This window comes from Tabrizicola sp. TH137 (assembly GCF_002855575.1).
Taxonomy (GTDB): Bacteria; Pseudomonadota; Alphaproteobacteria; order Rhodobacterales; family Rhodobacteraceae; genus Paragemmobacter.
In genome coordinates, this window is record NZ_PKRQ01000001.1 from 570,282 (window position 1) to 592,476 (window position 22,195).

General features: G+C 66.4%; 23 protein-coding genes and 1 pseudogene. 13 read left to right on the forward strand and 11 right to left on the reverse strand.

What is annotated here, in order from left to right; all coding sequences use genetic code 11:
* From rplT to C0V75_RS02895, 5 genes are all read left to right on the forward strand, one after another.
* Positions 1–363 carry a 50S ribosomal protein L20 gene (gene rplT, locus C0V75_RS02875; RefSeq protein WP_101919375.1) on the forward strand — a complete coding sequence of 121 codons (363 nt, stop codon included), beginning with the start codon at positions 1–3 and terminating at the stop codon, positions 361–363.
* 182 nt (positions 364–545) lie between these two features.
* Positions 546–1,238 carry an SGNH/GDSL hydrolase family protein gene (locus C0V75_RS02880; RefSeq protein ID WP_101919376.1) on the forward strand — a complete coding sequence of 231 codons (693 nt, stop codon included), beginning with the start codon at positions 546–548 and terminating at the stop codon, positions 1,236–1,238.
* A 105-nt stretch (positions 1,239–1,343) separates the two neighbouring features.
* Positions 1,344–2,426 (forward strand): phenylalanine--tRNA ligase subunit alpha, encoded by a 1,083-nt coding sequence (gene pheS / locus C0V75_RS02885; protein WP_101919377.1) that lies wholly within the window; start codon positions 1,344–1,346, stop codon positions 2,424–2,426.
* Between the two features lie 364 nt (positions 2,427–2,790).
* Positions 2,791–5,199, forward strand: a complete 2,409-nt coding sequence (pheT, locus tag C0V75_RS02890) for a phenylalanine--tRNA ligase subunit beta (RefSeq protein WP_101919378.1) — start codon at positions 2,791–2,793, stop codon at positions 5,197–5,199.
* Between the two features lie 200 nt (positions 5,200–5,399).
* Complete coding sequence (locus C0V75_RS02895) at positions 5,400–7,001, forward strand: GMC family oxidoreductase (protein ID WP_101919379.1); 1,602 nt, start codon at positions 5,400–5,402, stop codon at positions 6,999–7,001.
* Here C0V75_RS02895 and C0V75_RS02900 read toward each other — a convergent pair.
* Genes C0V75_RS02900 through C0V75_RS02910 form a run of 3 tightly spaced genes read right to left on the reverse strand, consistent with a single transcriptional unit; the run spans position 6,998 to position 9,191 of the window.
* Complete coding sequence (locus tag C0V75_RS02900; protein ID WP_254216355.1) at positions 6,998–8,230, reverse strand: MFS transporter; 1,233 nt, start codon at positions 8,228–8,230, stop codon at positions 6,998–7,000. The genes C0V75_RS02895 and C0V75_RS02900 overlap by 4 nt on opposite strands.
* Before the next feature lie 42 nt (positions 8,231–8,272).
* On the reverse strand, positions 8,273–8,917 hold the full coding sequence (locus C0V75_RS02905; protein WP_101919381.1) for a DUF1523 family protein: 645 nt from the start codon (positions 8,915–8,917) through the stop codon (positions 8,273–8,275).
* Between the two features lie 7 nt (positions 8,918–8,924).
* Positions 8,925–9,191: a hypothetical protein gene (locus C0V75_RS02910; protein ID WP_254216356.1), complete on the reverse strand. Its 267-nt coding sequence runs from the start codon at positions 9,189–9,191 to the stop codon at positions 8,925–8,927.
* Positions 9,192–9,290: 99 nt separating this feature from the next.
* Between C0V75_RS02910 and C0V75_RS02915 the strand changes: the two genes are divergently transcribed.
* Entirely contained in the window at positions 9,291–10,562 is a 1,272-nt protein-coding gene (locus C0V75_RS02915; RefSeq protein ID WP_101919382.1) for an acetylornithine deacetylase/succinyl-diaminopimelate desuccinylase family protein, read from the forward strand.
* A 51-nt stretch (positions 10,563–10,613) separates the two neighbouring features.
* Here C0V75_RS02915 and panC read toward each other — a convergent pair whose 3' ends face one another.
* Together panC and panB are read right to left on the reverse strand one after the other, a co-directional pair.
* Positions 10,614–11,453: a pantoate--beta-alanine ligase gene (gene panC, locus C0V75_RS02920; RefSeq protein WP_101919383.1), complete on the reverse strand. Its 840-nt coding sequence runs from the start codon at positions 11,451–11,453 to the stop codon at positions 10,614–10,616.
* Positions 11,450–12,274 (reverse strand): 3-methyl-2-oxobutanoate hydroxymethyltransferase, encoded by an 825-nt coding sequence (panB, locus tag C0V75_RS02925; RefSeq protein ID WP_101919882.1) that lies wholly within the window; start codon positions 12,272–12,274, stop codon positions 11,450–11,452. The genes panC and panB overlap by 4 nt, the downstream gene beginning before the upstream one ends.
* A 178-nt stretch (positions 12,275–12,452) precedes the next feature.
* Here panB and C0V75_RS02930 point away from each other — a divergent pair, with 178 nt between their 5' ends.
* On the forward strand, positions 12,453–12,794 hold the full coding sequence (locus C0V75_RS02930) for a cupin domain-containing protein (protein ID WP_101919384.1): 342 nt from the start codon (positions 12,453–12,455) through the stop codon (positions 12,792–12,794).
* A 293-nt stretch (positions 12,795–13,087) separates the two neighbouring features.
* Here C0V75_RS02930 and C0V75_RS02935 read toward each other — a convergent pair.
* Positions 13,088–13,774: pseudogene (locus C0V75_RS02935) on the reverse strand (L,D-transpeptidase); the annotation flags it as partial.
* 238 nt (positions 13,775–14,012) lie between these two features.
* Between C0V75_RS02935 and C0V75_RS02940 the strand changes: the two are divergent.
* Positions 14,013–14,360: a zf-TFIIB domain-containing protein gene (locus tag C0V75_RS02940; RefSeq protein WP_101919385.1), complete on the forward strand. Its 348-nt coding sequence runs from the start codon at positions 14,013–14,015 to the stop codon at positions 14,358–14,360.
* 202 nt (positions 14,361–14,562) lie between these two features.
* Positions 14,563–15,558: a P1 family peptidase gene (locus C0V75_RS02945; RefSeq protein WP_101919386.1), complete on the forward strand. Its 996-nt coding sequence runs from the start codon at positions 14,563–14,565 to the stop codon at positions 15,556–15,558.
* Here the strand turns inward: C0V75_RS02945 and C0V75_RS02950 are convergent.
* The 3 genes from C0V75_RS02950 to pgsA are packed head-to-tail and all read right to left on the reverse strand — an operon-like array spanning position 15,545 to position 16,896.
* The gene (locus C0V75_RS02950; protein WP_101919387.1) at positions 15,545–15,982 is read right to left on the reverse strand and encodes a molybdenum cofactor biosynthesis protein MoaE; all 438 of its coding nucleotides are present in this window, start codon (positions 15,980–15,982) and stop codon (positions 15,545–15,547) included. The two genes, C0V75_RS02945 and C0V75_RS02950, sit on opposite strands and share 14 nt — an antisense overlap.
* Positions 15,983–15,985: 3 nt before the next feature.
* Entirely contained in the window at positions 15,986–16,234 is a 249-nt protein-coding gene (gene moaD, locus C0V75_RS02955; RefSeq protein WP_101919388.1) for a molybdopterin converting factor subunit 1, read from the reverse strand.
* Positions 16,231–16,896 carry a CDP-diacylglycerol--glycerol-3-phosphate 3-phosphatidyltransferase gene (gene pgsA, locus C0V75_RS02960; RefSeq protein ID WP_101919389.1) on the reverse strand — a complete coding sequence of 222 codons (666 nt, stop codon included), beginning with the start codon at positions 16,894–16,896 and terminating at the stop codon, positions 16,231–16,233. The genes moaD and pgsA overlap by 4 nt, the downstream gene beginning before the upstream one ends.
* Positions 16,897–17,008: 112 nt before the next feature.
* Between pgsA and truB the strand changes: the two genes are divergently transcribed.
* The 3 genes from truB (at position 17,009) to C0V75_RS02975 (ending at position 19,414) form a co-directional block, all read left to right on the forward strand.
* Positions 17,009–17,911, forward strand: a complete 903-nt coding sequence (gene truB, locus C0V75_RS02965; protein WP_101919390.1) for a tRNA pseudouridine(55) synthase TruB — start codon at positions 17,009–17,011, stop codon at positions 17,909–17,911.
* A gap of 85 nt (positions 17,912–17,996) precedes the next feature.
* Entirely contained in the window at positions 17,997–18,518 is a 522-nt protein-coding gene (locus C0V75_RS02970; protein ID WP_101919391.1) for a DUF1643 domain-containing protein, read from the forward strand.
* Positions 18,515–19,414 (forward strand): alpha/beta fold hydrolase, encoded by a 900-nt coding sequence (locus C0V75_RS02975; protein WP_254216357.1) that lies wholly within the window; start codon positions 18,515–18,517, stop codon positions 19,412–19,414. Before C0V75_RS02970 ends, C0V75_RS02975 begins: the two co-directional genes overlap by 4 nt.
* Here C0V75_RS02975 and C0V75_RS02980 read toward each other — a convergent pair.
* The gene (locus C0V75_RS02980; RefSeq protein ID WP_101919392.1) at positions 19,402–20,460 is read right to left on the reverse strand and encodes a calcium-binding protein; all 1,059 of its coding nucleotides are present in this window, start codon (positions 20,458–20,460) and stop codon (positions 19,402–19,404) included. The two genes, C0V75_RS02975 and C0V75_RS02980, sit on opposite strands and share 13 nt — an antisense overlap.
* Positions 20,461–20,775: 315 nt before the next feature.
* On the opposite strand from C0V75_RS02980, the gene rpsO reads away from it, so the two are divergent.
* The gene (gene rpsO / locus C0V75_RS02985) at positions 20,776–21,045 is read left to right on the forward strand and encodes a 30S ribosomal protein S15 (RefSeq protein WP_101919393.1); all 270 of its coding nucleotides are present in this window, start codon (positions 20,776–20,778) and stop codon (positions 21,043–21,045) included.
* A gap of 57 nt (positions 21,046–21,102) precedes the next feature.
* Here the strand turns inward: rpsO and C0V75_RS02990 are convergent, their stop codons facing one another.
* Complete coding sequence (locus C0V75_RS02990; RefSeq protein WP_101919394.1) at positions 21,103–22,134, reverse strand: PAS domain S-box protein; 1,032 nt, start codon at positions 22,132–22,134, stop codon at positions 21,103–21,105.
* Positions 22,135–22,195 lie beyond the last annotated feature (61 nt).

The window sequence follows — 22,195 nt, forward strand, 5'->3', positions numbered from 1 at the left end:
ATGTCCCGCGTCAAATCCGGTGTCGTGACCCACGCCCGTCACCGCAAAGTCATCAAGCAGGCGGCTGGCTATTACAGCGCCCGCTCGCGCAACTTCCGCACCGCCACCCAGGCGGTGGACAAGGCGAACCAGTATGCCACCCGTGACCGCAAGGCCCGCAAGCGCAACTTCCGCGCCCTGTGGATCCAGCGGATCAACGCGGCGGTGCGCCTGTTCGACCTCGAGATGACCTATTCCAAGTTCATCAACGGTCTGGCCAAGGCCGGCATCGAAGTGGACCGCAAGGTCCTCGCCGATCTCGCCGTGCACGAGCCCGAGGCGTTCAACGCCATCGCCGCACAGGCCAAGGCCGCTCTGGCCTGATCCGGCCCCGCGACCCGATCTTGGGAACGCCCCGTCGCCTCCGCGTCGGGGCGTTCTTCATTTGGCGGAACACTGTTTCGCCCTGCGGTATATCCACCGCCTTGCCGCCGCAACCCTGCCATGAACCCGCCGTCTTCCGCCGCCACCGTCCGCGCCACCTGTATTCCCGGAAGACCCCTTTCATGCTGCGTGCCCTTCTCGCCCTCCTGTCCCTGTCCTTCCTGCTGTCCTGCGGCGAGGTGATCACCGAAAGCACCAAGGACGCCCGCATCCTGCTGATGGGCGACTCCATGATGGCCGCGAACCGCGCCTCCGGGCGCAGCGTGGCCGACGCCCTGGAAGGCAAGCTGGGCGAAGAGGTGATCGACCGCTCCGTCTATGCGGCGCGCATCATCTACGGCCTGCCGCTGACCGGCGCGGCGGGCCTGTCGATCCCGCAGCAATACCAGAAGGGCAACTGGGATTGGGTCGTCCTCAACGGCGGCGGCAATGACCTGATCTTCGGCTGCGCCTGCGGCTATTGCAGCGCGATGGTGGATCGCCTGATCTCGCCCGATGGCAGCACCGGCCGCATCCCCGAACTGGTGAACCGCCTGCGCGCGGGCGGGGCCAAGGTCGTCTATTCCGGCTATCTGCGCAATCCGGGCCTCTTCTCCCCCGTCCGCCCCTGCAAGGTCTATGGCAACGAACTCGACCGCCGCCTCGCCCGGATGGATGCCCGCGACCCCGGCGTGATCTTCCTGCCCATGTCCGACCTCGTCCCCGAAGGCGATCCCTCCCTGCATCAGGAGGATCTCGTCCACCCCTCGCCCAAGGGCAGCGCCGCCATCGCCGCCCGCATCGCCACCGCGATCCGCGCCAACACGCCCCAGTAACCCCGCCCGCCTGGCCCGAACACGCCGCGCGGGCCGGGGCCGGGTGCGCCCTTGCATCGCAGGCCCCATCCCGCTACCACCGCCTCGCACCTTCAGGAGGCTTCCATGGACGGGCTCGACACGCTCAAGGCCAAGTATCTGACCGCCGTTTCCACCGCGGCCGACGAATCCGCGCTGGAAGAGGTGCGCGTCGCGGCCCTTGGCAAGAAGGGCGAGATCAGCGCCATGATGGCGACCCTCGGCAAGATGGACCCCGAGGCCCGCAAATCCGCCGGCGCCAGCCTGAACGCGCTCAAGGATGAAATCGACGCCGCCCTGCGCGCCCGCAAGCAGGGCCTCGCCGATGCCGCGCTGGATGAACGGCTGCGCACCGAATGGCTGGATGTCACCCTGCCGGGTCGCCCGCGCCGCATGGGCACCATCCACCCCGTCAGCCAGGTGATGGAGGAACTCACCGCCATCTTCGCCGATATGGGCTTCGCCGTCGCCGAAGGCCCGCAGGTCGAATCCGACTGGTACAATTTCGACGCGCTCAACATCCCGCCGGAACACCCCGCGCGGCAGGAGCATGACACCTTCTTCATGCATCGCGCGCCGGGCGACAACCGCCCGCCCCATGTGCTGCGCACCCATACCTCGCCCGTGCAGATCCGCGCGATGATGGACAAGGGCGCCCCGATCCGCGTCATCGCGCCGGGCCGCGTCTATCGCATGGACATGGACCAGACCCATACCCCGATGTTCCATCAGGTCGAAGGTCTGGCCATCGACCGCGACATCTCCATGGCCAACCTGAAATGGGTGCTGGAGGAATTCTGCCGCGCCTTCTTCGAGGTGGACAAGGTCGAGCTTCGCTTCCGCGCGTCGCATTTCCCCTTCACCGAACCCTCGGCCGAGGTGGACATCCGCTATTCCAATGTCGGCGGCCAGCTCCGCATCGGCGAGGGCGACAAGTGGATGGAAATCCTCGGCTCCGGCATGGTCCATCCCAAGGTTCTTGCGGCGGCGGGCGTGGACCCGAACGAATGGCAGGGCTTCGCCTTCGGCATGGGGATCGACCGGATCGCGATGCTGAAATACGGCATCCCCGACCTGCGCGCCTTCTTCGAATCCGATCTGCGCTGGCTGCGGCATTACGGCTTTGCCGCGCTGGACCTGCCCGATCTGCCGGGCGGCCTCAGCCGCTGATCCCCGACCGGGCCGGAAAAGAAAAGCCCCGCCAAAGCGGGGCTTTTCTGCGTCATGCAAAGGATGCGGTTCTCAAAAAGCCAGCATCAGCAGCGCCACCAGCGACAGGCCCATGATCATGATCAGGCGCCAGGCCGGCACGCGGCGGGAGGGTTCAGGGGGGCGAAACATCGGGTCCATGCAGGCACCCTGCCGCCCGACCCGCGCGAAAATGTGGCAAGCCCGCGCATTATAGACGGCACCCCCTGAACAACGCGTTTCCAGCCCGGAAACCGTTTCGCCCCGCCGGAACGCCCTCCAGACCGCTTCCCCTTCCCGGCCCTTTAGGCTATCCCCTCCCCTGCATTTCCGAAGGACGGCACCGATGAAGTTCACCCTCTCCTGGCTGAAGGACCATCTCGACACCACGGCCACGCTGGACGAGATCCTCTATGCCCTGACCGATCTCGGAATGGAGGTGGAGGATGTCACCGACCGCACCGCCAAACTGGCCCCCTTCACCCTCGCCAAGGTGCTGCATGCCGAACAGCACCCCGATGCCGACAAGCTGCGCGTCTGCCGCGTCCTGACGGATGAGGGCGAAAAGCAGATCGTCTGCGGCGCCCCCAATGCCCGCGCAGGCATCACCGTCGTCCTCTGCAAACCCGGCGACTATGTGCCGGGCATCGACGTGACGCTGGGCGTGGGCAAGATCCGGGGCGTCGAATCCCACGGCATGATGGCCTCGGAACGCGAACTGGAACTGTCCGACGAACATAACGGCATCATCGAACTGCCCTCGGGCGAGGTCGGCGAGAAATTCGTGGACTGGCTGGCGCAGAACCGGCCCGAACTGGTGGACCCGATGATCCACATCAAGATCACCCCGAACCGCCCCGATGCGCTGGGCGTGCGCGGGCTGGCCCGCGACCTTGCCGCCCGCGGCCTCGGCACCCTGAAAGCGCTGGATATTCCCGCGATCAAGGGCGGCTTCCCCTCGCCCATCGCCGTGCAGATCGCGCCGGAACTCAAGGTCAGGGGCTGCCCGCTCTTCGCCGGTCGCCTGATCCGGGGCGTGAAGAATGGCCCCTCCCCCGCCTGGCTTCAGGCGCGGCTCACCGCCATCGGCCTGCGCCCGATCTCGGCGCTGGTCGATATCACCAATTTCTTCACCTTCGCCCTGAACCGCCCCCTGCATGTCTTCGACGCGGCCAAGGTCCACGGCCCCCTGCGCATCCACCCCGCCAAAGGGGGCGAGGAACTCCTCGCGCTGGACGGCAAGACCTATGCGCTCCAGCCCGGCATGATGGTCATCTCCGATGACAACGGGCCGGAATCGCTCGCCGGCATCATGGGCGGCGAGGTGTCGGGCTGCACCGAGGCCACGACCGACGTCTTCCTCGAATCCGCCTATTGGGACCCGATCACCATCGCCTCCACCGGCCGCGCGCTGAAGATCAATTCCGATGCCCGCTACCGGTTCGAACGCGGGGTGGACCCGGCCTTCACCCTGCCGGGGCTGGAGCTTGCCACGCAGATGATCCTGGATCTCTGCGGCGGCGAACCGTCCGAGATCGCCCTTGATGGTGCGGTGCCGGACGTTTCCCGCGCCTACCGCCTCGATCCCGCCCGCGTCATCTCGCTGGTGGGCATGGATATCCCCGAAGCCGAACAGCGCCGTACGCTGGAATCCTTGGGCTTCACCCTCAATGGCGACATGGCCACGCCCCCCACCTGGCGGCCCGACATTCTGGGCGAGGCCGATCTGGTGGAGGAAGTCGCCCGCGTCGCCAGCCTGACCAAGCTGGTGGGCAAACCCCTGCGCCGCACCCAGCCGGGGGTGCCGAAGCCGATCCTGACGCCGCTGCAATCGCGCGAGAAATCCGCCCGTCGCACGCTGGCCGCGCTCGGCTACAACGAATGCGTCACCTACAGCTTCATCGACGCCGAAGCCGCCACGCTCTTCGGCGGCGGCGCCGATGCGGTGCGGGTGGACAATCCGATCTCGTCGGAAATGACCCATCTCCGCCCGGACCTGCTGCCCGGCCTCCTGCGCGCCGCCGCGCGCAATCAGGCCCGCGGCTTTGCCGACCTCGCGCTCTGCGAGATCGGCCCCGCCTTCCAGGGCGGCGAACCGGGGGAACAGCACCTTCAGGCGACGGGCCTTCTCGTCGGCCACAGCGCCCCGCGCGATCCGTTCGGCAGCCGCCGCCCGGTCGATGTGTTCGATGCCAAGGCCGATGCCGAGGCGGTGCTGGCCGCCCTCGGCGCCCCCGCCCGCACCCAGATCACCCGCAAGGTGGCCGCCTGGTGGCATCCCGGCCGCTCTGGCGTGATCGGGCTTGGCCCCAACACGCTCGCCACCTTCGGCGAGGTGCATCCCCGCATCCTTGCCGCCATGGGGGTGAAGGGGCCTGCCGTGGCCTTCACCATCCTTGTCGCCAATGTGCCGATGCCCAAGGTCAAGACACCCACCCGCCCCGCGCTGGCGATCAGCGACCTGCAAGCGGTGGAACGCGATTTCGCTTTCGTGGTGGACAAGGGGGTAGAGGCGCTGACCGCGATCAACGCCGCACAGGGCGCCGACAAGGCGCTGATCGAAAGCGTCCGACTCTTCGATCAGTTCACGGGTGACAAGGCCGAGGCGCAGATGGGTGCGGGCAAGAAATCCATCGCCCTGACGGTGCGCCTGCAACCGACCGACAAGACGCTGACCGAGGCCGAGATCGAGGCGGTCTCCGCCAGGATCATCGAAAAGGTGACCAAGGCGACCGGCGGCACCCTTCGGGGGTGATCTTGCGGGTAGGATGGGCAATATTGCCCATCCTACGCATCAGCGCACGGTTAACCGCTTTACGGCAGCCGACTCTGCCCGAATTTGTATGTACACTTTGCTGCACAGTTTGCGGCACAACATCCGGCACAGCCGCCGCAACGTCACGCTTCCAGATTTCCCCGTTCCGCGAATAGCTTAAGGCCAAAACGGGGGGAGGCATGGACTACGATTACATCATCGCCGGAGGCGGCTCCGCCGGCGCCGTGCTGGCCGCCCGCCTGTCGGAAGACCCCAGCACAACCGTCTGCCTGATCGAGGCAGGGGGGCCCGGAAAATCCTTCCTGATCAACACCCCCGCCATGGTCGCCGCCATGGTTTCCGGCCGGCCCAGGCTGCACAACTGGGCCTTCCGCACCGAACCGCAACCGCATCTGAACGGGCGGCGCTGCTATCAGCCGCGCGGCAAGGCGCTGGGCGGCTCCTCCGCCATCAACGCCATGCTCTATGTCCGCGGCCACTCGTCCGATTACGACCATTGGGCCGACCTCGGCGCCGATGGTTGGGACTGGCACTCCGTCCTGCCTTACTTCCTGAAATCAGAGGGAAATTCCTCTGCCACCGGCCCCCTGCACAATAGGGGCGGCCCGCTTCAGGTCACCGATCAGCCCAGCCCCCACGCCATCACCCGCGCCTTCGTACAGGCCATGGCCGATGTGCAGGTCCCCGAAAACCCGGATTTCAACGGCGAGACCCAGTTCGGCGCGGGCCTCTATCAGGTCACCCAGTTTCCCGACGGCCCCCGCAAGGGCCGCCGCTGTTCGGCCGCCGCCGCCTATCTGCACCCGGTGCTTTCCCGCCCAAATCTGACGGTGCTCCCCCATGCCCGGGCCGAACGCATCCTGCTTGACGGCACCCGCGCCAAGGGCCTGATCGCACAACAGAAAAACCGCCGCCTCACGCTCACGGCGAAGCGCGAGGTCATCCTCTCGGCAGGCGCCTTCGGCTCCCCCCAACTCCTCCTCCTCTCCGGCATCGGGCCGGAAGAAGAGCTGCGCGCCCATAGCATCCCCGTTGCCCATGCCCTGCCCGGCGTCGGGCAGAACCTTCAGGATCATCTGGATCATACCCTCATCTGGCGCTCTCCACGCCCCGATGTGGTGGGGTTCAACCCGGCAGGCCTGCTGCGCCTGATGCGCGGCTGGCGGCCCTTCCGCGATCATGGCACGGGCGTCCTGACCACGCCGGGGGCGGAGGGCGGGGCCTTCCTCATGTCGCGCCCCGACCTGCAAATCCCTGATCTGCAAGTGCATTTCGTCGTGGCCATCGTGGATGACCACATGCGCCGCATCCATCTTTCAGACGGCTGGTCGGCGCATGTCTGCGTGCTGCGCCCCGAAAGCCGGGGCCATGTCGGCCTGCGCGATGCCAACCCTGCCAGCCCCCCGCGCATCGACCCGAATTTCCTCTCCGATCCCCGCGATCTGGCCACGCTCAAGGCCGGGGTCCGCCTCATCGAACAGGCCATGTCCGCCGAGGCCCTCGCCCCCTGGCGCGGGCAGCGCCTCTACCCCCATGACGGCAGCGATGCGGCGCTGGAAGCCGATATCCGCGCCCGTGCCGACACGATCTATCACCCCGTCGGCACCTGCCGGATGGGGCGCGACGCGCTGGCCGTGGTGGACCCCGACCTGCGCGTTAAGGGTCTGGAAGGGCTGCGCGTGGTAGATGCCAGCGTGATGCCGCGCCTGATCGGAGGAAACACCAACGCACCCACCATCATGATCGCCGAACGCGCCGCCGATCTGATCCGGTATGGTTAAGAACTGGTAAATCCCCGCCCGATGGCCCGCCATCCCCAGACCGTCAGCAAACCCGCCCCTGCGGCAGCCAGCCAGAACGGCAGGACCAGCGCGACAGACCGACCCAGAACCGGCTCCGCCACCGCCATCGCCGCGCCTGACAGCACAAGCCCTAGAGGCATCATCCCGGTGGCAATCAAGCGATAGAGGCTGTTCACCCGGCCCAGCAGCGCGGGTGGAATGATCCGCTGCCGATGCGACACGACGACAAGGTTCCAGACCAGCCCCGAAAACTCGAACAGCGCCATTGAAAGTGCCAGCGTCCAGGCCCCCGGCGCCAGTGCCACGCCCAGAAAGGCGGGGGCAGAGGTCAGCAGCATCACCTGCGCCGCCCGCGCCCCGCCCATCCGCGCCACGATGCGCGGGCCAAGCACCGATCCGGCAATCCCGCCCACCGCCGCCGCCGACAGGATCAACCCATAGACCCCGGCAGAAAGCCCAAGATTTTCCTGCACATGCAGGACCAGCGCCACCATCATCGCCTGATGCAGCAGGTTCCAGACCCCGGTGATCAGCGCCAGATCGCGCAGGATCGGCAGGCCGCGCAGGAAATCGAACCCCTCCCTCAGCTCGCGCCGCCAATCGCGCGGCCCCGTCGCCTCGGCCTGGAACCGCCCGGAAAGCGAGGCCACCAGCGCCACCGCCACCCCATAGGCCGCCGCATTGGCCGCGAAGGGCAGCGCCACCGCCAGCCCGATCAGCGCCGCACCGATGGCAGGCCCCGCCAGCGCATTGCCGATCAGTTCCACGCTCCACAACCGCCCGTTCGCCGCCTCCAGCCGATCCGGCCCCACCAGCGCGGGCAGCAGGGTCTGGGCGGCATTGTCGCGGAAGACCTCTGCCATCCCCACCAGCAGCGCGGCCAGCACCATCCCGACGAACAGCCCGGGCAAGGCCACCCCCGACTCGGGTGCCGCAGGCAGGGGCGAGGCCAGCCAGACGATCAAGGCGATGAAACCAAAGGAAAAAGCCCGCAACAGATCCATCACGAGGATCAGCCGCCGCCGATCCACCCGATCGGTCACCACCCCCGCCGGAAGCGAGAACAGGAACCACGGCAGCCGCAGCGCCAGCGGCACCAAGGCCACCAGCAACGGGTCACGGGTCAGAAGTGTCGCCGCCCAGGCCCAGGCAACCAGCGCCACGCCATCGGCAAGATTGGTGGCCCCACTGGCCAGAATGAACCGCATCAACATTGCACCACCCAAGCCGGGCGGCGCGGGACAGTCAACCTACTTCCGCCCGAACAGACGGTTGAACCAACCGCCGATCCCGGCCTTGGCGCGATCCGCCTTCCGATCCAGATCATCCAGCGTTTCCTGCGCCTCGATCACGGCGGGTTCGATCATCCGCTCCTTGAACTGCGCCCACATCCGCCACCCCATGAACAGAAGGAAGCCCAGGAAGGACAGTATCACGATATTGACCCAGGGGATGATGCGCACCTCCGGCCCCTCGACAAGCCGCAGGGAAATGGCGTTGGGAAAGATCGTGAACAACTGGTTGCGCCAGCCGTAATGCGTCACCGCCACCCATTTCGGCGCATCCACCGTCGATTGCATCTCTTTCGCGGCGGTGTTGAGAGAGGAGCTGTTCATCTTGAAATAGGGCGGCCAGCCCCAGCCCGTATCCTCGTTGCGGTATTCCATCGTCTTGCCGTTCGGATAGACGGCATTGATGAAAAAGATGTCGCGGCTGTTGCTGGGCGCCGTCCCCACATCGGGCGAGGCCCAGAACCAACTGTTCTCGCCCAGATCCATGCGGCGGTTCTCGGTGCCGACGATGCGGACGATGTCGGTCTGCGGCAGGGTGTAATGCAGGAAGGAAAACACCAGCAGCGCCAGCATGCCAAGGATGGACCATTTCAGATAACGCATTGCTGCCTCAGGAAAAATTCAGGATCCAGACCAGGGCGACGACAACCGCCGTGGGAATGACGAAGACCAGCCCGATCAACCGCCGCCGCAGGCTGCGCTCATATTCGGCAAGGCCCTGCGCCACATGGCCGTCCCGCGTGCCTTCGATGCCACCACGATCATATTCCTTTTCCAGCCGCTCCCGCTCCACCGACCGGAAGTAGATGGCCAGCAGCCAGTAGATCACAGTCAGCGCGATATAGCCAAAGAGCGCCAGCTTGAAAAAGCCGATCATGCCAAGAATTCCCCATCCATGGCCCCAATGTGGCCCCGCGCCCCCGCCTGCGCAAGCTTTCCCCTTGGCAGGACCGGGCATCGCACCCACCATGGCACCATGACCGACGCGCTGATCCAGGCCATCGACACCCGCCACGCCGCCCTGATCGGGCTGGCGCAGGACCTGATCCGCATCCCCACGCTCAACCCGCCGGGGCGGCACTACCGCGAGATTTGCGACTATCTGGCCACGCGCCTGATGGCGCAGGGCTGGACGGTGGAACTGATCCGTGCCACGGGTGCCCCCGGCGACAACGACGCCTTCCCCCGCTGGAACATGGTCGCGCGGATGGAGTCGGGCCGCCCCGGCGACTGCGTGCATTTCAACAGCCATCATGACGTGGTCGAGGTCGGCCATGGCTGGACCCGCGATCCCTTCGGCGGCGAACTGGATGGCGACCGCATCTATGGGCGCGGTGCCTGCGACATGAAGGGGGGGCTGGCCGCCAGCCTGATCGCCGCCGAGGCCTTCCTTGCCACCACCCCTGATTGGAGGGGCAGCATCGAGATCAGCGCCACGGCGGATGAGGAATCAGGCGGGTACGGCGGCGTCGCCTACCTGGCCGAACGCGGCTATTTCGCCCCGGAACGGGTGCAGCACGTCATCATCCCCGAACCCCTGCACAAGGACCGCATCTGCCTTGGCCATCGCGGCGTCTGGTGGGCCGAGGTGGAAACCCACGGGCGGATCGCCCATGGTTCAATGCCTTTTCTGGGCGATTCGGCCATTCGCCACATGGGCGCCGTGCTGGAGGAGATTGAACATCACCTCTACCCCCTGCTGGAAACCCGGACGACCGCCATGCCCGTTGTCCCGCCGCAGGCCCGGCAATCCACGCTGAACATCAACTCCATCCATGGCGGCGAGGCCGAACCGCCCCACGGCTCCACCGCCCTGCCCGCCCCCTGCGTGGCGGACCGTTGCCGCATCGTGCTGGACCGCCGCTTCCTGATCGAAGAGGCAGTGGCAGAGGTGAAGGCCGAACTCCGCGCCGTGCTCGACCGGGTGCAAGACCGGCGGCCGGGGTTCCGCTACACGATCCGAGACCTGTTCGAGGTGGCCCCCGTGATGACCGACCGCGACGCACCTGTCGTCCGCTCCACCGCCGCCGCCATCGAACGGGTGCTGGGACAGGTGGCCGATTACGTGGTCAGCCCCGGCACCTATGACCAGAAGCATATCGACAGGATCGGGCGGATGAAGAACTGCATCGCCTATGGGCCGGGGCTTCTGCATCTGGCGCATCAGCCCGACGAATGGGTCGGCGTGCAGGACATGGCCGACAGCGCCAAGGTCATGGCGCTCGTGCTGCGCGACCTGCTGGGATAGGCCAAATTCCTTCGAAGGAATTTGCAATTTTCTTCGAAGAAGATTGGCGGTTCACACCGCGATATTGTCGATCAGCCGCACGCCATCCAGCCAGGCCGCCGCCAGCATCCGGATCGGTCGGTCGGCATCCGTGACAGGCCCCAGCGTCTCGGCATCGCGCAATTCGATGTATTCCACGCTTTCGAACCCCTCGGCCATCACCGCAGCCGTTGCCCGCGCCATCGCCTCCTGCTCTGGCACCCCGGACCGAAAATCCCGGGCCGCCGCCAGCATCGCGGCATAAAGCGCGGGCGCCTTTTGCCGCCCCGCCGCCGTCAGGCGCACATTGCGCGACGACATGGCCAAACCATCAGGATCGCGCACCGTCTCGCAGCCCACCACCGTCACGGCCATGTTCAGATCGGCCACCAGCCGCTGCACCACCTGCAACTGCTGCCAATCCTTCTGCCCGAAATAGCCCCGATCCGCCTGCGTCATCCCGAACAGCTTGGCCACCACCGTCGCCACCCCGTCGAAATGCCCCGGCCGCAATTCCCCTTCCAGGGGCTGCGACACGCCGCCGACCGAGACGGTCGTCACGAAACCTTGCGGATAAACCTCCTCGGGCGCCGGACAGAACACCACCTCCACCCCGACCCAGCGCAAAAGGGCGGCATCCGCCTCCTCTGTGCGGGGGTATTTCTTCAGGTCATCGGGGTTGTTGAACTGCTTGGGGTTCACGAAGATCGTCGTGATCACCCGCCCGCATTCCGCCTTGGCCCGCCGCGCCAGGCTCAGATGCCCGTCATGCAGCGCGCCCATCGTGGGCACCACGCCCACCACATGCCCCTCGGCCTTCCAGCCGCGCACGACCTCGCGCAGCTCGGCCACCGTCCGCAGGATGACCGTCAAGATTTCACCTGATCCGCAAAGCCATGTTCCGGCCCCGGGAAGGCCCGCCTCCGCACCTCCTCGGCATAGGTGGCAATCGCCTGATCCGCCGCCGCGCCAAGCTCTGCATAGCGTTTCACGAATTTCGGTCGGAAGGCGGTGAACATCCCCAGCATGTCGTCGATCACCAGAACCTGCCCGTCACAATCCACCCCGGCCCCGATGCCGATGGTGGGGATGGGAAGCTCCGCCGTGATCCGCCCCGCCAGCCCGACCGGCACCTTTTCCAGCACGATGGAAAAGGCCCCCGCCGCGGCGCAGGCCTTGGCATCAGCCATCACCCGCGCGGCCTCGTCATCCCGACCCACGACCTTGTAACCGCCCAGCGTGTTCACCGATTGCGGGGTCAGGCCCACATGGGCCATGACCGGAACCCCCCGCGCCGTCAGGAAGGCGATGGTTTCCGCCATATGCTGCCCGCCTTCTAGCTTCACCGCAGGCGCGCCGGTTTCCATCATCAGCTGCGCCGCATTGCGATAGGCCTGCGCCGGGCCTTCCTCATAGCTTCCGAAGGGCATGTCGATCACCGCCATCGCCTTTGAAAGACCCCGCACCACCGCGCGGCCATGCAGGATCATCATCTCCAGCGTCACGCCAAGGGTGGATGGCATCCCGTGCAGCACCATGCCGACCGAATCCCCCACCAGCGCGATGTCGCAATGCGCATCCACCAGCCGCGCCATCGGCGTGGTATAGGCCGTCAGCACCACCAGCGGCACCCCCCCCTTGCGGGCGGTGATATCGGGCGGCAGCACGGGCCGGGTCGGGGCGGTCGCGCTCATGGGCGTCTCCATTCACATCCTGCCCGATATAGAGGCACAGCCGCGCCGGGACAGCAAGTTGTCATCGCTGCATCGCGGCATGGCCCGGCCTTTCCCAGGCCAGCACGGGGCTTGACCCAGGCCGCGCCCTACCCTCCCATGCCAGCAACCAGCGACCGGCCAGCAAAGCGAGGACCCCATGTCGAACATCCAACGCATCACCCGCGACGGCATCAGCCCCGATGTGGAACGTCCGGACCCCGCCAAGGTTCTGGCTGGCGATCCCGTCCACACGACATGGAACATCGAAGAGCGCGGCAACATCTATTCCGGCATGTGGCAATCCACGCCGGGCAAGTGGCGCGTGTCTTATGCCGAGTGGGAATATGTCTATATCCACGCCGGCCATTCGATCCTGACCGATGGCGACGGCACCGTGACCCATCTGAAGGCGGGCGACAGCTACATCATCCGCCCGGGCTATGAAGGCACATGGGAAGTGGTGGAGACCACGCTGAAGGATTACGTCATCATCGCCTGACGGGTTACCAAGAAGACAGGGGCATCCGACGGATGCCCCTGTCTTCCTGATCCTCTGGCAATGGCTCAGCCCGCAGGCACGGCTGCGGCTTCGCCGGTCAGTTCGGGCAGGGTCGGGCATTCCGACTCGTCGATGCCACGGTTGCGGCAGATGCGCAGGCGCCGGCGTTCATCGCGTTCGGCCTGTTCGGCGGCCTCTGCGGCGGCAATGCGCTCATTCTCCACCCGCTGCGCCTCGGCTTCGGCAATGGCGATCTGGTCGGCCTGGAACTGCGCCCGGTTCTGCGGCGTATCCGGCACGGCGCGGCCATAGGCATCGTCCATATAGGGGCCTTCGGCGGCGAGGCTCTGCTCCAGAGTGCGGACCACGATCCGGTCACCGATCTCGGCATTGTCGAACAGATGGATGGCGTCCTGGTTGAACAGTCGGATGCAGCCCGCGCTGGTTGCCCGTCCGATGGAGGCATTGTCGATCGTGCCATGGATACGGAACATCGTGTCGCGCCCGCCGCGATAAAGATAAAGCGCCCGCGCGCCCAGCGGATTGTCCAGACCGCCGGGAAGGCCGCCTGCGAATTCGGCATAAAGATCGGGCCGCGTCCGCACCATATTGGCCGTCGGCGTCCAGGAGGGCCATTCCTGTTTGCGCCCCACATAGCCATTGCCCCGGAAGGAGATGCCCTCACGTCCCACCGCGATGCCATAGCGCGTGGCCTTTCCGCCCTCCTGAACGTGATACAGGACGCGGGCATAGGTATCCACGACGATGGTTCCCGGCTCCTCCGTCCCGGCATAGGCGACCTCGGCGCGGGGGTTCGTGCCGAAGAGGTGCAGCGGCTCCACAGCCGGGATCAGATAGGCGCCATCCTGCACGGCCTGATAATGCGCAGGCACATCGGCAGGCGGCGGGGTGGTTTCGCGGCTGGGCGCATCGGCGCAGGCGGCAAGGCCCAGAAGGGCCAGCAGGGCAGTCAGTCGGATCAGGATGGACGGCACGATGCGCTCCCGGCGCTTGAGGTTCGTTAAGTGCTAGAAGCACGTTTGAACCTGTCGGCGTCAAGCCCCGCGAACCCGTTCGCAAACGATTTGCCCCAAAGCACTTGCCAAGGATGGCGCAGCCCGACCCATGGCCCTGCGGACGAATCTTTGCCGCCGCTCCTTGTGGCGGGGGTTTCACATCCCATCTTCACAGGGTCGCGTCCCGAAGAGGAGACTGCCCATGCGCTGCCCGGTGGATAACGAAACCCTCGTGATGGCGGACCGCAACGGGGTGGAGATCGACTATTGCCCCAAATGCCGGGGTGTCTGGCTGGATCGCGGCGAGCTGGACAAGATCATCGAACGGGCGGGTGAAGGCCCGGCACCCAAAGCCGCATCCGCCGCACCGCCGCCGCAGGCGCAGGGCTGTGCCCAGCCGATGCCGCCGCAGGGGCAGCCCTATCCGCAGCAGGGCTATGCCCGTGCCGGCTGGGACAGCGATGATCGCAACGATGACGAATACTACCGCCGTCACGGCCAATATCCGAAGAAGAAGAAATCCCTTCTGCGCGACATCTTCGACTTCTGATTTCCCTTTCTTCCGGTGCCCCGCCTCCGACGGCACCGCTTGGCGGGACGGGCGGCCTTCTTCATGGGGCCGCCCGTTTCGCTTGCGGCCATCGCGCCATCGTGCCACGCCTTGGAAAAAGGGGGGACCATGATGCGTTTGGCAGGGATCACCGGCCCTTATCCGCGGGCGAAGCTTTGGCCCGTGCGGGAAACCTAGACCCGTGCGCCCCGGCCCACGAAACCTCATTACCGATGTGTCGGGCCTGCGTGTCGGCAATGCCCATGACGCGCGGCTGCGGTCCGGGGTCACGGTGCTGACCGCCGACCGCCCCTTCACCGCCGCTGTCAGCGTGATGGGCGGCGCGCCGGGAACGCGGGAGACCGACCTCCTCGCACCAGAGCGGCTGGTGCAGCAGGTGGATGCACTGGTCCTGTCCGGCGGTTCGGCCTTCGGCCTTGATGCCTGTTCCGGCGTGGCCGACGGGCTGCGCACCATGGGGCGCGGCTTTCCCGTGGGTGATCAACGCGTGCCAGTCGTGCCGGGGGCGATCCTCTTCGATCTGCTGAACGGGGGCGAAAAGGCATGGGATCGCAATCCCTACCATGCGCTCGGCCTCGCCGCGCTCAAGGCGGTGACCGAAACCCCCACCCTCGGCAGCGCGGGCGCGGGCCATGGCGCGATGACCGGAACGCTGAAAGGCGGGCTCGGCTCTGCCTCTGCCCTTCTTGCCACGGGACACATGGTGGGCGCGCTGGTCGCGGTCAACGCGCTCGGCTCGGCCACCGTGGGCGACGGCCCGCATTTCTGGGCCGCCCCTTGGGAGATGGGGGATGAATTCGGCGGCCTCGGCCCCGCCCCTTCCCATGACCCCGGCCACGAACCCCCGCCGATGAAACGGCAGGGCGAGGCGACGACCATTGCCATCGTCGCCACCGATGCCGCGCTCACGCAGGCCGAATGCCTGCGCCTTGCCACCGCGGCGCAGGATGGCATGGCGCGGGCGCTCGTGCCGTCGCATACGCTTCTGGATGGCGATCTGGTCTTTGCTGCCTCGACCGGCGCGCGGCCTTTGACCGACCCGGTGGCCGATGCCTTCGCCCTGGGCCATGCCGCCGCCTGCTGCCTGGCCCGCGCCATCGCCCGCGCCGTCTATCTGGCCGAACCGATGACGGGCGACCGGCAGCCCGCCTGGCGTGCCCGCTTCACCAGCGGGTAAGCGCCGTCTCGTCGGCCTCTTTCGCCGCGACCCAGGCGGCACCGTCGGGGCCGATCTCCTTTTTCCAGAAGGGCGCGCGGGATTTCAGATAGTCCATCAGGAATTCCGCCGCGGCAAAGGCATCGGCCCGATGCGGCGCTGCGGTCGCCACCATCATGATCGCCTCGCCCACAGCCAGCCGACCATGCCGATGGATCACCAGCGCATCGGTCAGGGACCAGCGTTCCGCCGCCTGACGCAGAATGACGTTAATCGCTCTCTCAGTCATGCCCGGATAATGCTCGATCTCCATCGCCACCATCCCGCCATCGCCGCGCACCAGCCCGGTGAAGGTGACCACCGCCCCGGCCCCCGCAGCACCCGCCGCAAAGGCCCGCGCCTCGTCACCCAGATCGAAGGCCGCCTCCTGCACCGCGATCCGCATGGATCAGCCCCCTGTCATCGGCGGAAAGAAGGCCACCTCGCGCACCCCCGCCAGGGGGGCATCAAAGGAGGAAAGCTCCTGATCCAGTGCCACCCGCAGGCTTGCCAGATCGGCGAAGGCCGCCGCATAGCGCTCTTCCCGCGCCCTGAGTTCCTCGACCAGAGCCATCACCGTGGGGGCCGACGTCTCCACCCGTTCCTTCGGCAGGCCGATCCTTTCCCGCACCCAGGCAAAGTAGAGGATGTCGATCATCGCCCATCCCTCAGGAAGGGCAGCGACTTGCGGAAATAGTCCCAACCCGTGATCAGCGTCAGCACCGCCGCCACCCAGATCAGCACCAGCCCGACCATTGTCGCGTAAGAGGAACAGCCGCGCGTCCCGCAGGACCGGATCGGATCGGCAAGGCCCTGGCTGACCAGTTCTGCATATTGCTCCATGGTCATGCCCTGCCGGGCGATGCCTTCGACATGTTCCAGCCCGGTGCCAAGGAACAGGACGGAAATCGCCACCATCTGCGCCGTGGTCTTCCACTTGGCCAGCTTCGTCACCTTCAGAAGCCCGGCCTTGGAACCCAGAAACTCCCGCAGGCCCGAAACAAAGACCTCGCGGAACAGGATCGCCGTTACCGGCAGGATCAGCCAGGGGTTCATCCCCGAATAGCCCGTGATGATCACCAGCGCGATCACCACCATCGCCTTGTCGGCAATCGGGTCCATCATCGCGCCGAATTTCGATTCCTGCTTCCAGGCGCGGGCGAGATAGCCGTCGAACCAATCCGTCACCGCCGCCGTGACGAACAGCGCCAGCGCCAGCCAATCCGCCCAGGGCCTGTGAAAATACAGGAACATGACCGCGACGCCGGGCGCCGCCAAAAGACGGATCACCGTCAGGATATTGGGCAAGGTCCAGTTCATGGGCGAAGGGATAGCAGGGGAAGGCCACCGGGGAAAAGGGCAAAGCGACCATCTTCGGTTGACGCGCGCCCGCCGCTTCGCTAGCAGGCCGCCTTCACCCACGGAGGCGGGCATGGGACGTGTGAAAAAGGGCAGGGCGGTATCCGGCTGGCTGATCGTGGACAAGCCCGCCGGGATCACCTCCACCGCCGTGGTGAACAAGGTGAAATGGGCGCTCGCCGCGCAGAAGGCGGGCCATGCCGGCACGCTCGACCCTGCCGCGACAGGCGTTCTCGCCGTGGCGCTGGGCGAAGCGACGAAGACCGTCCCCCACATCACCGATGCGCTGAAATGCTATCGCTTCATGGTCCGCTTCGGGACCGCCACCACCACCGACGATGCCGAAGGCAGCGTGATCGCCAGCAGCGACAGCCGCCCGACCGATGATGCCATCCGCACCGCCCTTGCCCCCTTCCGGGGCCAGATCGAACAGGTGCCGCCGCAATTCTCGGCCGTGAAGGTGGATGGGGAACGGGCCTATGACCTTGCCCGCGAAGGCGAACGCCTCGACCTCGCCCCCCGCCCGCTCTGGGTGGACAGCCTCGACCTGATCGACCGCCCCGATCCCGACCATGCGCTTCTGGAAATGGTCTGCGGCAAGGGCGGCTATGTCCGCTCCATCGCCCGCGATCTTGGGGCGGCGCTGGGCTGCCACGGCCATGTCCTCTGGCTTCGGCGGGAATGGTCTGGTCCCTTCGATGCAAAGGACGGGATCACCCTGGACGAGATCGACCGGCTGGCGCACAGCCCCGAACTCGACCGCCATCTGAAACCGCTGGAGATCGCGCTGGACGACCTGCCCCAGGTCACCGCCACGCCCGAAGGCGCGGCGCGTATCGGGAACGGCAATCCCGGCATGGTCATCGCCACCGGCATCGATTGGGGGACAGAGGTCTGGGCCTCCTATCAGGGCCGCGCCATCGCAATAGGCCGCTATCAGGCCGGCGAGTTGCACCCCTCCCGCGTCTTCAACTGACCTCTTCCCTCTTCATCTTGGGAAAAATACTCTCAGGGGGTCTGGGGGCAGAATGCCCCCAGCGGCCAGCCACAGGCGAAACCGCATGATCACCCGCCACCACCAGAAGGGCGACGCTGCCTCCACCGCCGTCTATTCGCCCTGCGAACGCTATCGCTATCTGCTGACGCGCGTCTGGAACCCGGCAGGGCCGAAGGCGCTCTTCGTCATGCTGAACCCCTCGACCGCGACCGAACTCCAGAACGACCCCACCGTCGAACGCTGCGAACGCCGCGCGCGCGCCCTGGGTTTCGGGGCCTTCCGCGTGACCAATATCTTCGCCTTCCGCGCCACCGACCCCCGCGTGATGCGGGCCGAGTCCGATCCGGTCGGTGCCGCCAATGACGCCGCCATCCGCGACAGTGCGGCAGACTGGGCCGCAGACCTGGCCGACCGCATCCTTTGCGCCTGGGGCACCCATGGTGCCCATCTGAACCGCGGCCCGCAGGTCGAGGCGCTTTTGCGCGCCACGGGCCGCCCGCTCTTCACCCTCGGCCTGTCAAAGGACGGGCATCCCAAACATCCGCTCTATATCGGCTATGACCAGCAGCCGGAGCGCTGGCCGTGACCGAGATCGCGGGATTCACCCGCCGTCGCATCGTCCTGCCGCAGATCGCCCTTTCCGTGCAGGAGGCGGGCCGGGGAGCGCCCCTGATCCTGTTGCACGGCTTTCCCGAAAACGGCCTGTGCTGGGCGCGCGTCGCCCCCGCCTTTGCCGAACGGTTCCGTGTGATCATCCCTGATCTGCGTGGCTATGGCCAAAGCGACGCGCCGCCCGACGATGCAGGCCACGATGCCTATTCAAAGCGCCAGATGGCGGGCGACATCATCGCCCTGATGGATCATCTGAACCTGCCCTCTGCCCATATCCTCGGCCATGACAGGGGCGCGCGGGTGTCCTATCGCCTCGCGCTCGACCACCCTGCCCGCATCCGGCAACTCGGGATCATCGAGATCGCGCCGACGGCGGAATATTGGGATGCCTGGGGATACGACCTTGCCATGTCGGCCTGGCATTGGACCTTCCTCGCCCAGCCCGCCCCTCTGCCAGAGCGGATGATCGCCGCCGATCCGGTGGCCTGGCTCGATCACACCTTGCAAGGCTGGACGCGGGAAAAATCACTGGACGTCTTTCCTCCGGCCTCGCTTGCCGCCTATCGCGCCCAGGCACAGGACCCGGCGCGCATCCATGCCATGTGCGCGGATTACCGCGCCGGGGCCACCACCGACCGCGCGCATGACATCGCCGACCGCGCCGCAGGCCGCCGCATCGCGGCACCGCTGCATTTCCTTTGGGGGCGCCACGGCTTTCCCGCCCGGACAGGCGATCCCGCCGGCATCTGGCGGCGCTGGGCCGATCTTGTCACCGACACGGCCTGCGACTCCGGCCATTTTGTGATGGAGGAAAACCCGCAAGCGGTGCTGGACGCCTTCCTTCCCTTCTTCTCCGCTCAGGCAGATTGAAGGATCAACTGATCCGCCCGCAGCCCTGCCGCCCCAAGGACGCGCGCCACCACCGCCCCATCGACCAGAATCAGCGCATCCCCGTCTGCATCCTGCACGGAGATATCGGCGTCTGCCCCGTCTGCCGTCGGCTCCAGCAGCAGAACCAGCTGATCCGTCCCCCCGTCGTAATCCGCGACCGTTGCGGGGCCCGCTTCGGCATCGGGCGGCATCAGGGCAAAGCGATCCGCGCCTTCCCCCCCGGTGGCGAAGCTGCCACCCGTCAGGCGCATCAGGTCATCCCCCGCCCCGCCATTCAGGAAATCCGCCCCCGTTCCGGCATTCAGCGTGTCGTTTCCCGCCCCGCCATCCAGCGTGTCATCCCCGCTGCCGCCCGACAGCGCATCGTCGCCCCAGCCGCCATCCAGCCAGTCCGACCCGGCACCGCCCCAGGCCGTATCGTTGCCCTCGCCGCCCAGAAGGGTGTCCTCTCCCAGACCGCCCGCCATCAGGTCGTCGCCCGCCTGTCCGGCCAGATGGTCCACCCCGACGGCACCGCGCAGCGTGTCATTGCCGGCGCCGCCCGTCAGGTGATCATTGTCGGCGCGACCGTTCAGCAGGTCATCCCCGGCCGCCCCATCCAGTTCATCATCGCCGCTGCCACCCCAGAGCAGATCGGCCCCACCCGATCCGGCAAGGGCATCCCCTCCGTCACCGCCCATCAGGGTGTCATTCCCGCCCGCGCCATTCAGCACATCCCCTTGGGCCGAGCCCATCAGCCGCAAGGGATCGTCGGTCTCGTCCGGCAGATCGTCACTGATCGCCGCCCCGTCATCGGCAAAGCCTTGGGCAAGGGCAATTCCCTGTGCAGCCTCCTCTTCCGCCACCAGAAGCTCTGCCGCAGCTTCGGCCGGATCAGCCGCGCTGTCCGCGACCGGCACCGTATCGGTTTCGGAAGATTGGGTGTCGGACCCGTCGGGATCCTCTTCCGCCTCCGTGGCGTTGAGAACCGCATCCGCAGCCATACCCGCAGCGACAAGTCCAAGAAGACCCATCAAGGCCAACATGCCATACCCCTGACCACACCTGCCGCGCCGCCCCCGGCGCGCCACACCAAGGGGATGGTGCCAGAATCACCCCCGCGACTCCAGAAAAAGCAAATGGCCATGCCCGGCTATCTGGGAATCTGGTAAACGGAACGCCTCGCAGACCCGCGCCCCCCGCCCCGGCCGGGGCCAGCCGCAAAGGGGCTTTCATTTCCGCGCATTTCCCCCTATACGCCCGCATCCCTGCGGCCTGTCTTGCGACTCGCTTCGGGGTTCATCGGCCTTGCTGGACGACATCCCGGCTCGTGCCTTCACCCTCTTCACAGGAGATATCCGATGTCGATCACCGTTGAAGAAAAGACCCGCCTGATCAAGGAATATGCAACCAAGGAAGGCGACACCGGTTCGCCCGAGGTTCAGGTTGCCATCCTGTCGTCGCGCATCGCGACGCTGACGGAACATTTCAAGACGCACAAGAAGGACAACCACTCGCGCCGCGGCCTTCTGATGCTCGTCGCCCAGCGCCGCAAGCTGCTGGACTATCTCAAGGCCAAGGATGAAGGCCGCTACGCCTCGCTGATCGCACGGCTTGGCCTGCGCCGCTGATCCGTCCTTCGGACGACGTCGGGACGCCCGCACCGCATGGTGCGGGCGTTCTGCATTCTAGAACTGCTTGCCCATGTCCAGAACCGTGGACTTGCCATTCTCGACCAGCCCCTCGATCTCGCCGGTGATGGCCGAAACCTGATTGGCCAGCTTGCGGATTTCCTGCGCCACGATGGCAAAACCCTGCCCGGCATCGCCTGCCCGCGCCGCCTCGATCGAGGCGTTGAGCGACAGCAGATTCGTCATCTGCGCGATGGAGCCGATCCGCTGGTTGAACTGGATGATGTTCCCCAGCAACTCCTGCACCACCTTCACCGTCTGGCTGGCGATGGCCTTCTGCACCGTGATGTCCTTGAGAAAGGCGGTATAAAGCTTCGTTCCGTCATCCAGGTCGATGGTCGAAAGAAGAAGGATCGCCGTGCTGATCTGGCCATCCTTGCGGTGGATGCTGACCTCGCGGGTCGTGCCGATCAGACGGTTCTCGCCCGTCGCCCGGTGCCGATTGACGAAGCCGTCATGGTTCCCCCGCATTTCAGGGGGAACCAGCATCCGCACATTGTGACCCACGACTTCCGCCGCCGAATACCCCCAGAGCTTTTCGGCAGAGGCGTTGAAGAAGGTCACCACATTCTCCGCGTTGATCGACACGACGGCATCCATCGTGTTCTCCAGCGTCTGCCGGATGGCGAGCCGGTTCTTCCGATCCTCGGTGATGTCGCGGATGAAGGCGGCATAGTTCAGCGCCCCGTCTTCCCCCCGCACCTGCGACAGGGACAGCGAGGCCCAGACCTTGCGGCCATCCTTCCGTTCAAGCTGCACCTCGCGCGATGACCCGACGATACGGTTCCGCTGCGTCCTGCGATGGCGGTTGACCCAGGAATCATGCTGCCCGCGCATTTCGAAAGGGATCAGGATCTTGACGTTGCGACCCAGCACCTCCTGCATCTCATAGCCCCACAGCCGCTGCGCCGCCGCGTTGAAGTAGATGATGCAATTCCGGTCATCTATCAGGACGGCCGCATCAATGGCCTGATCCAGCACCAGCCGCAGATTGATGCGGCGGTCGAGTGTTGCATGTGCGTCCAGCATCCGGCCCTCCTGCTCTTCGGGGGCAGACTGGGGCAGAACCGCTAACTTTCACTTACCGGCG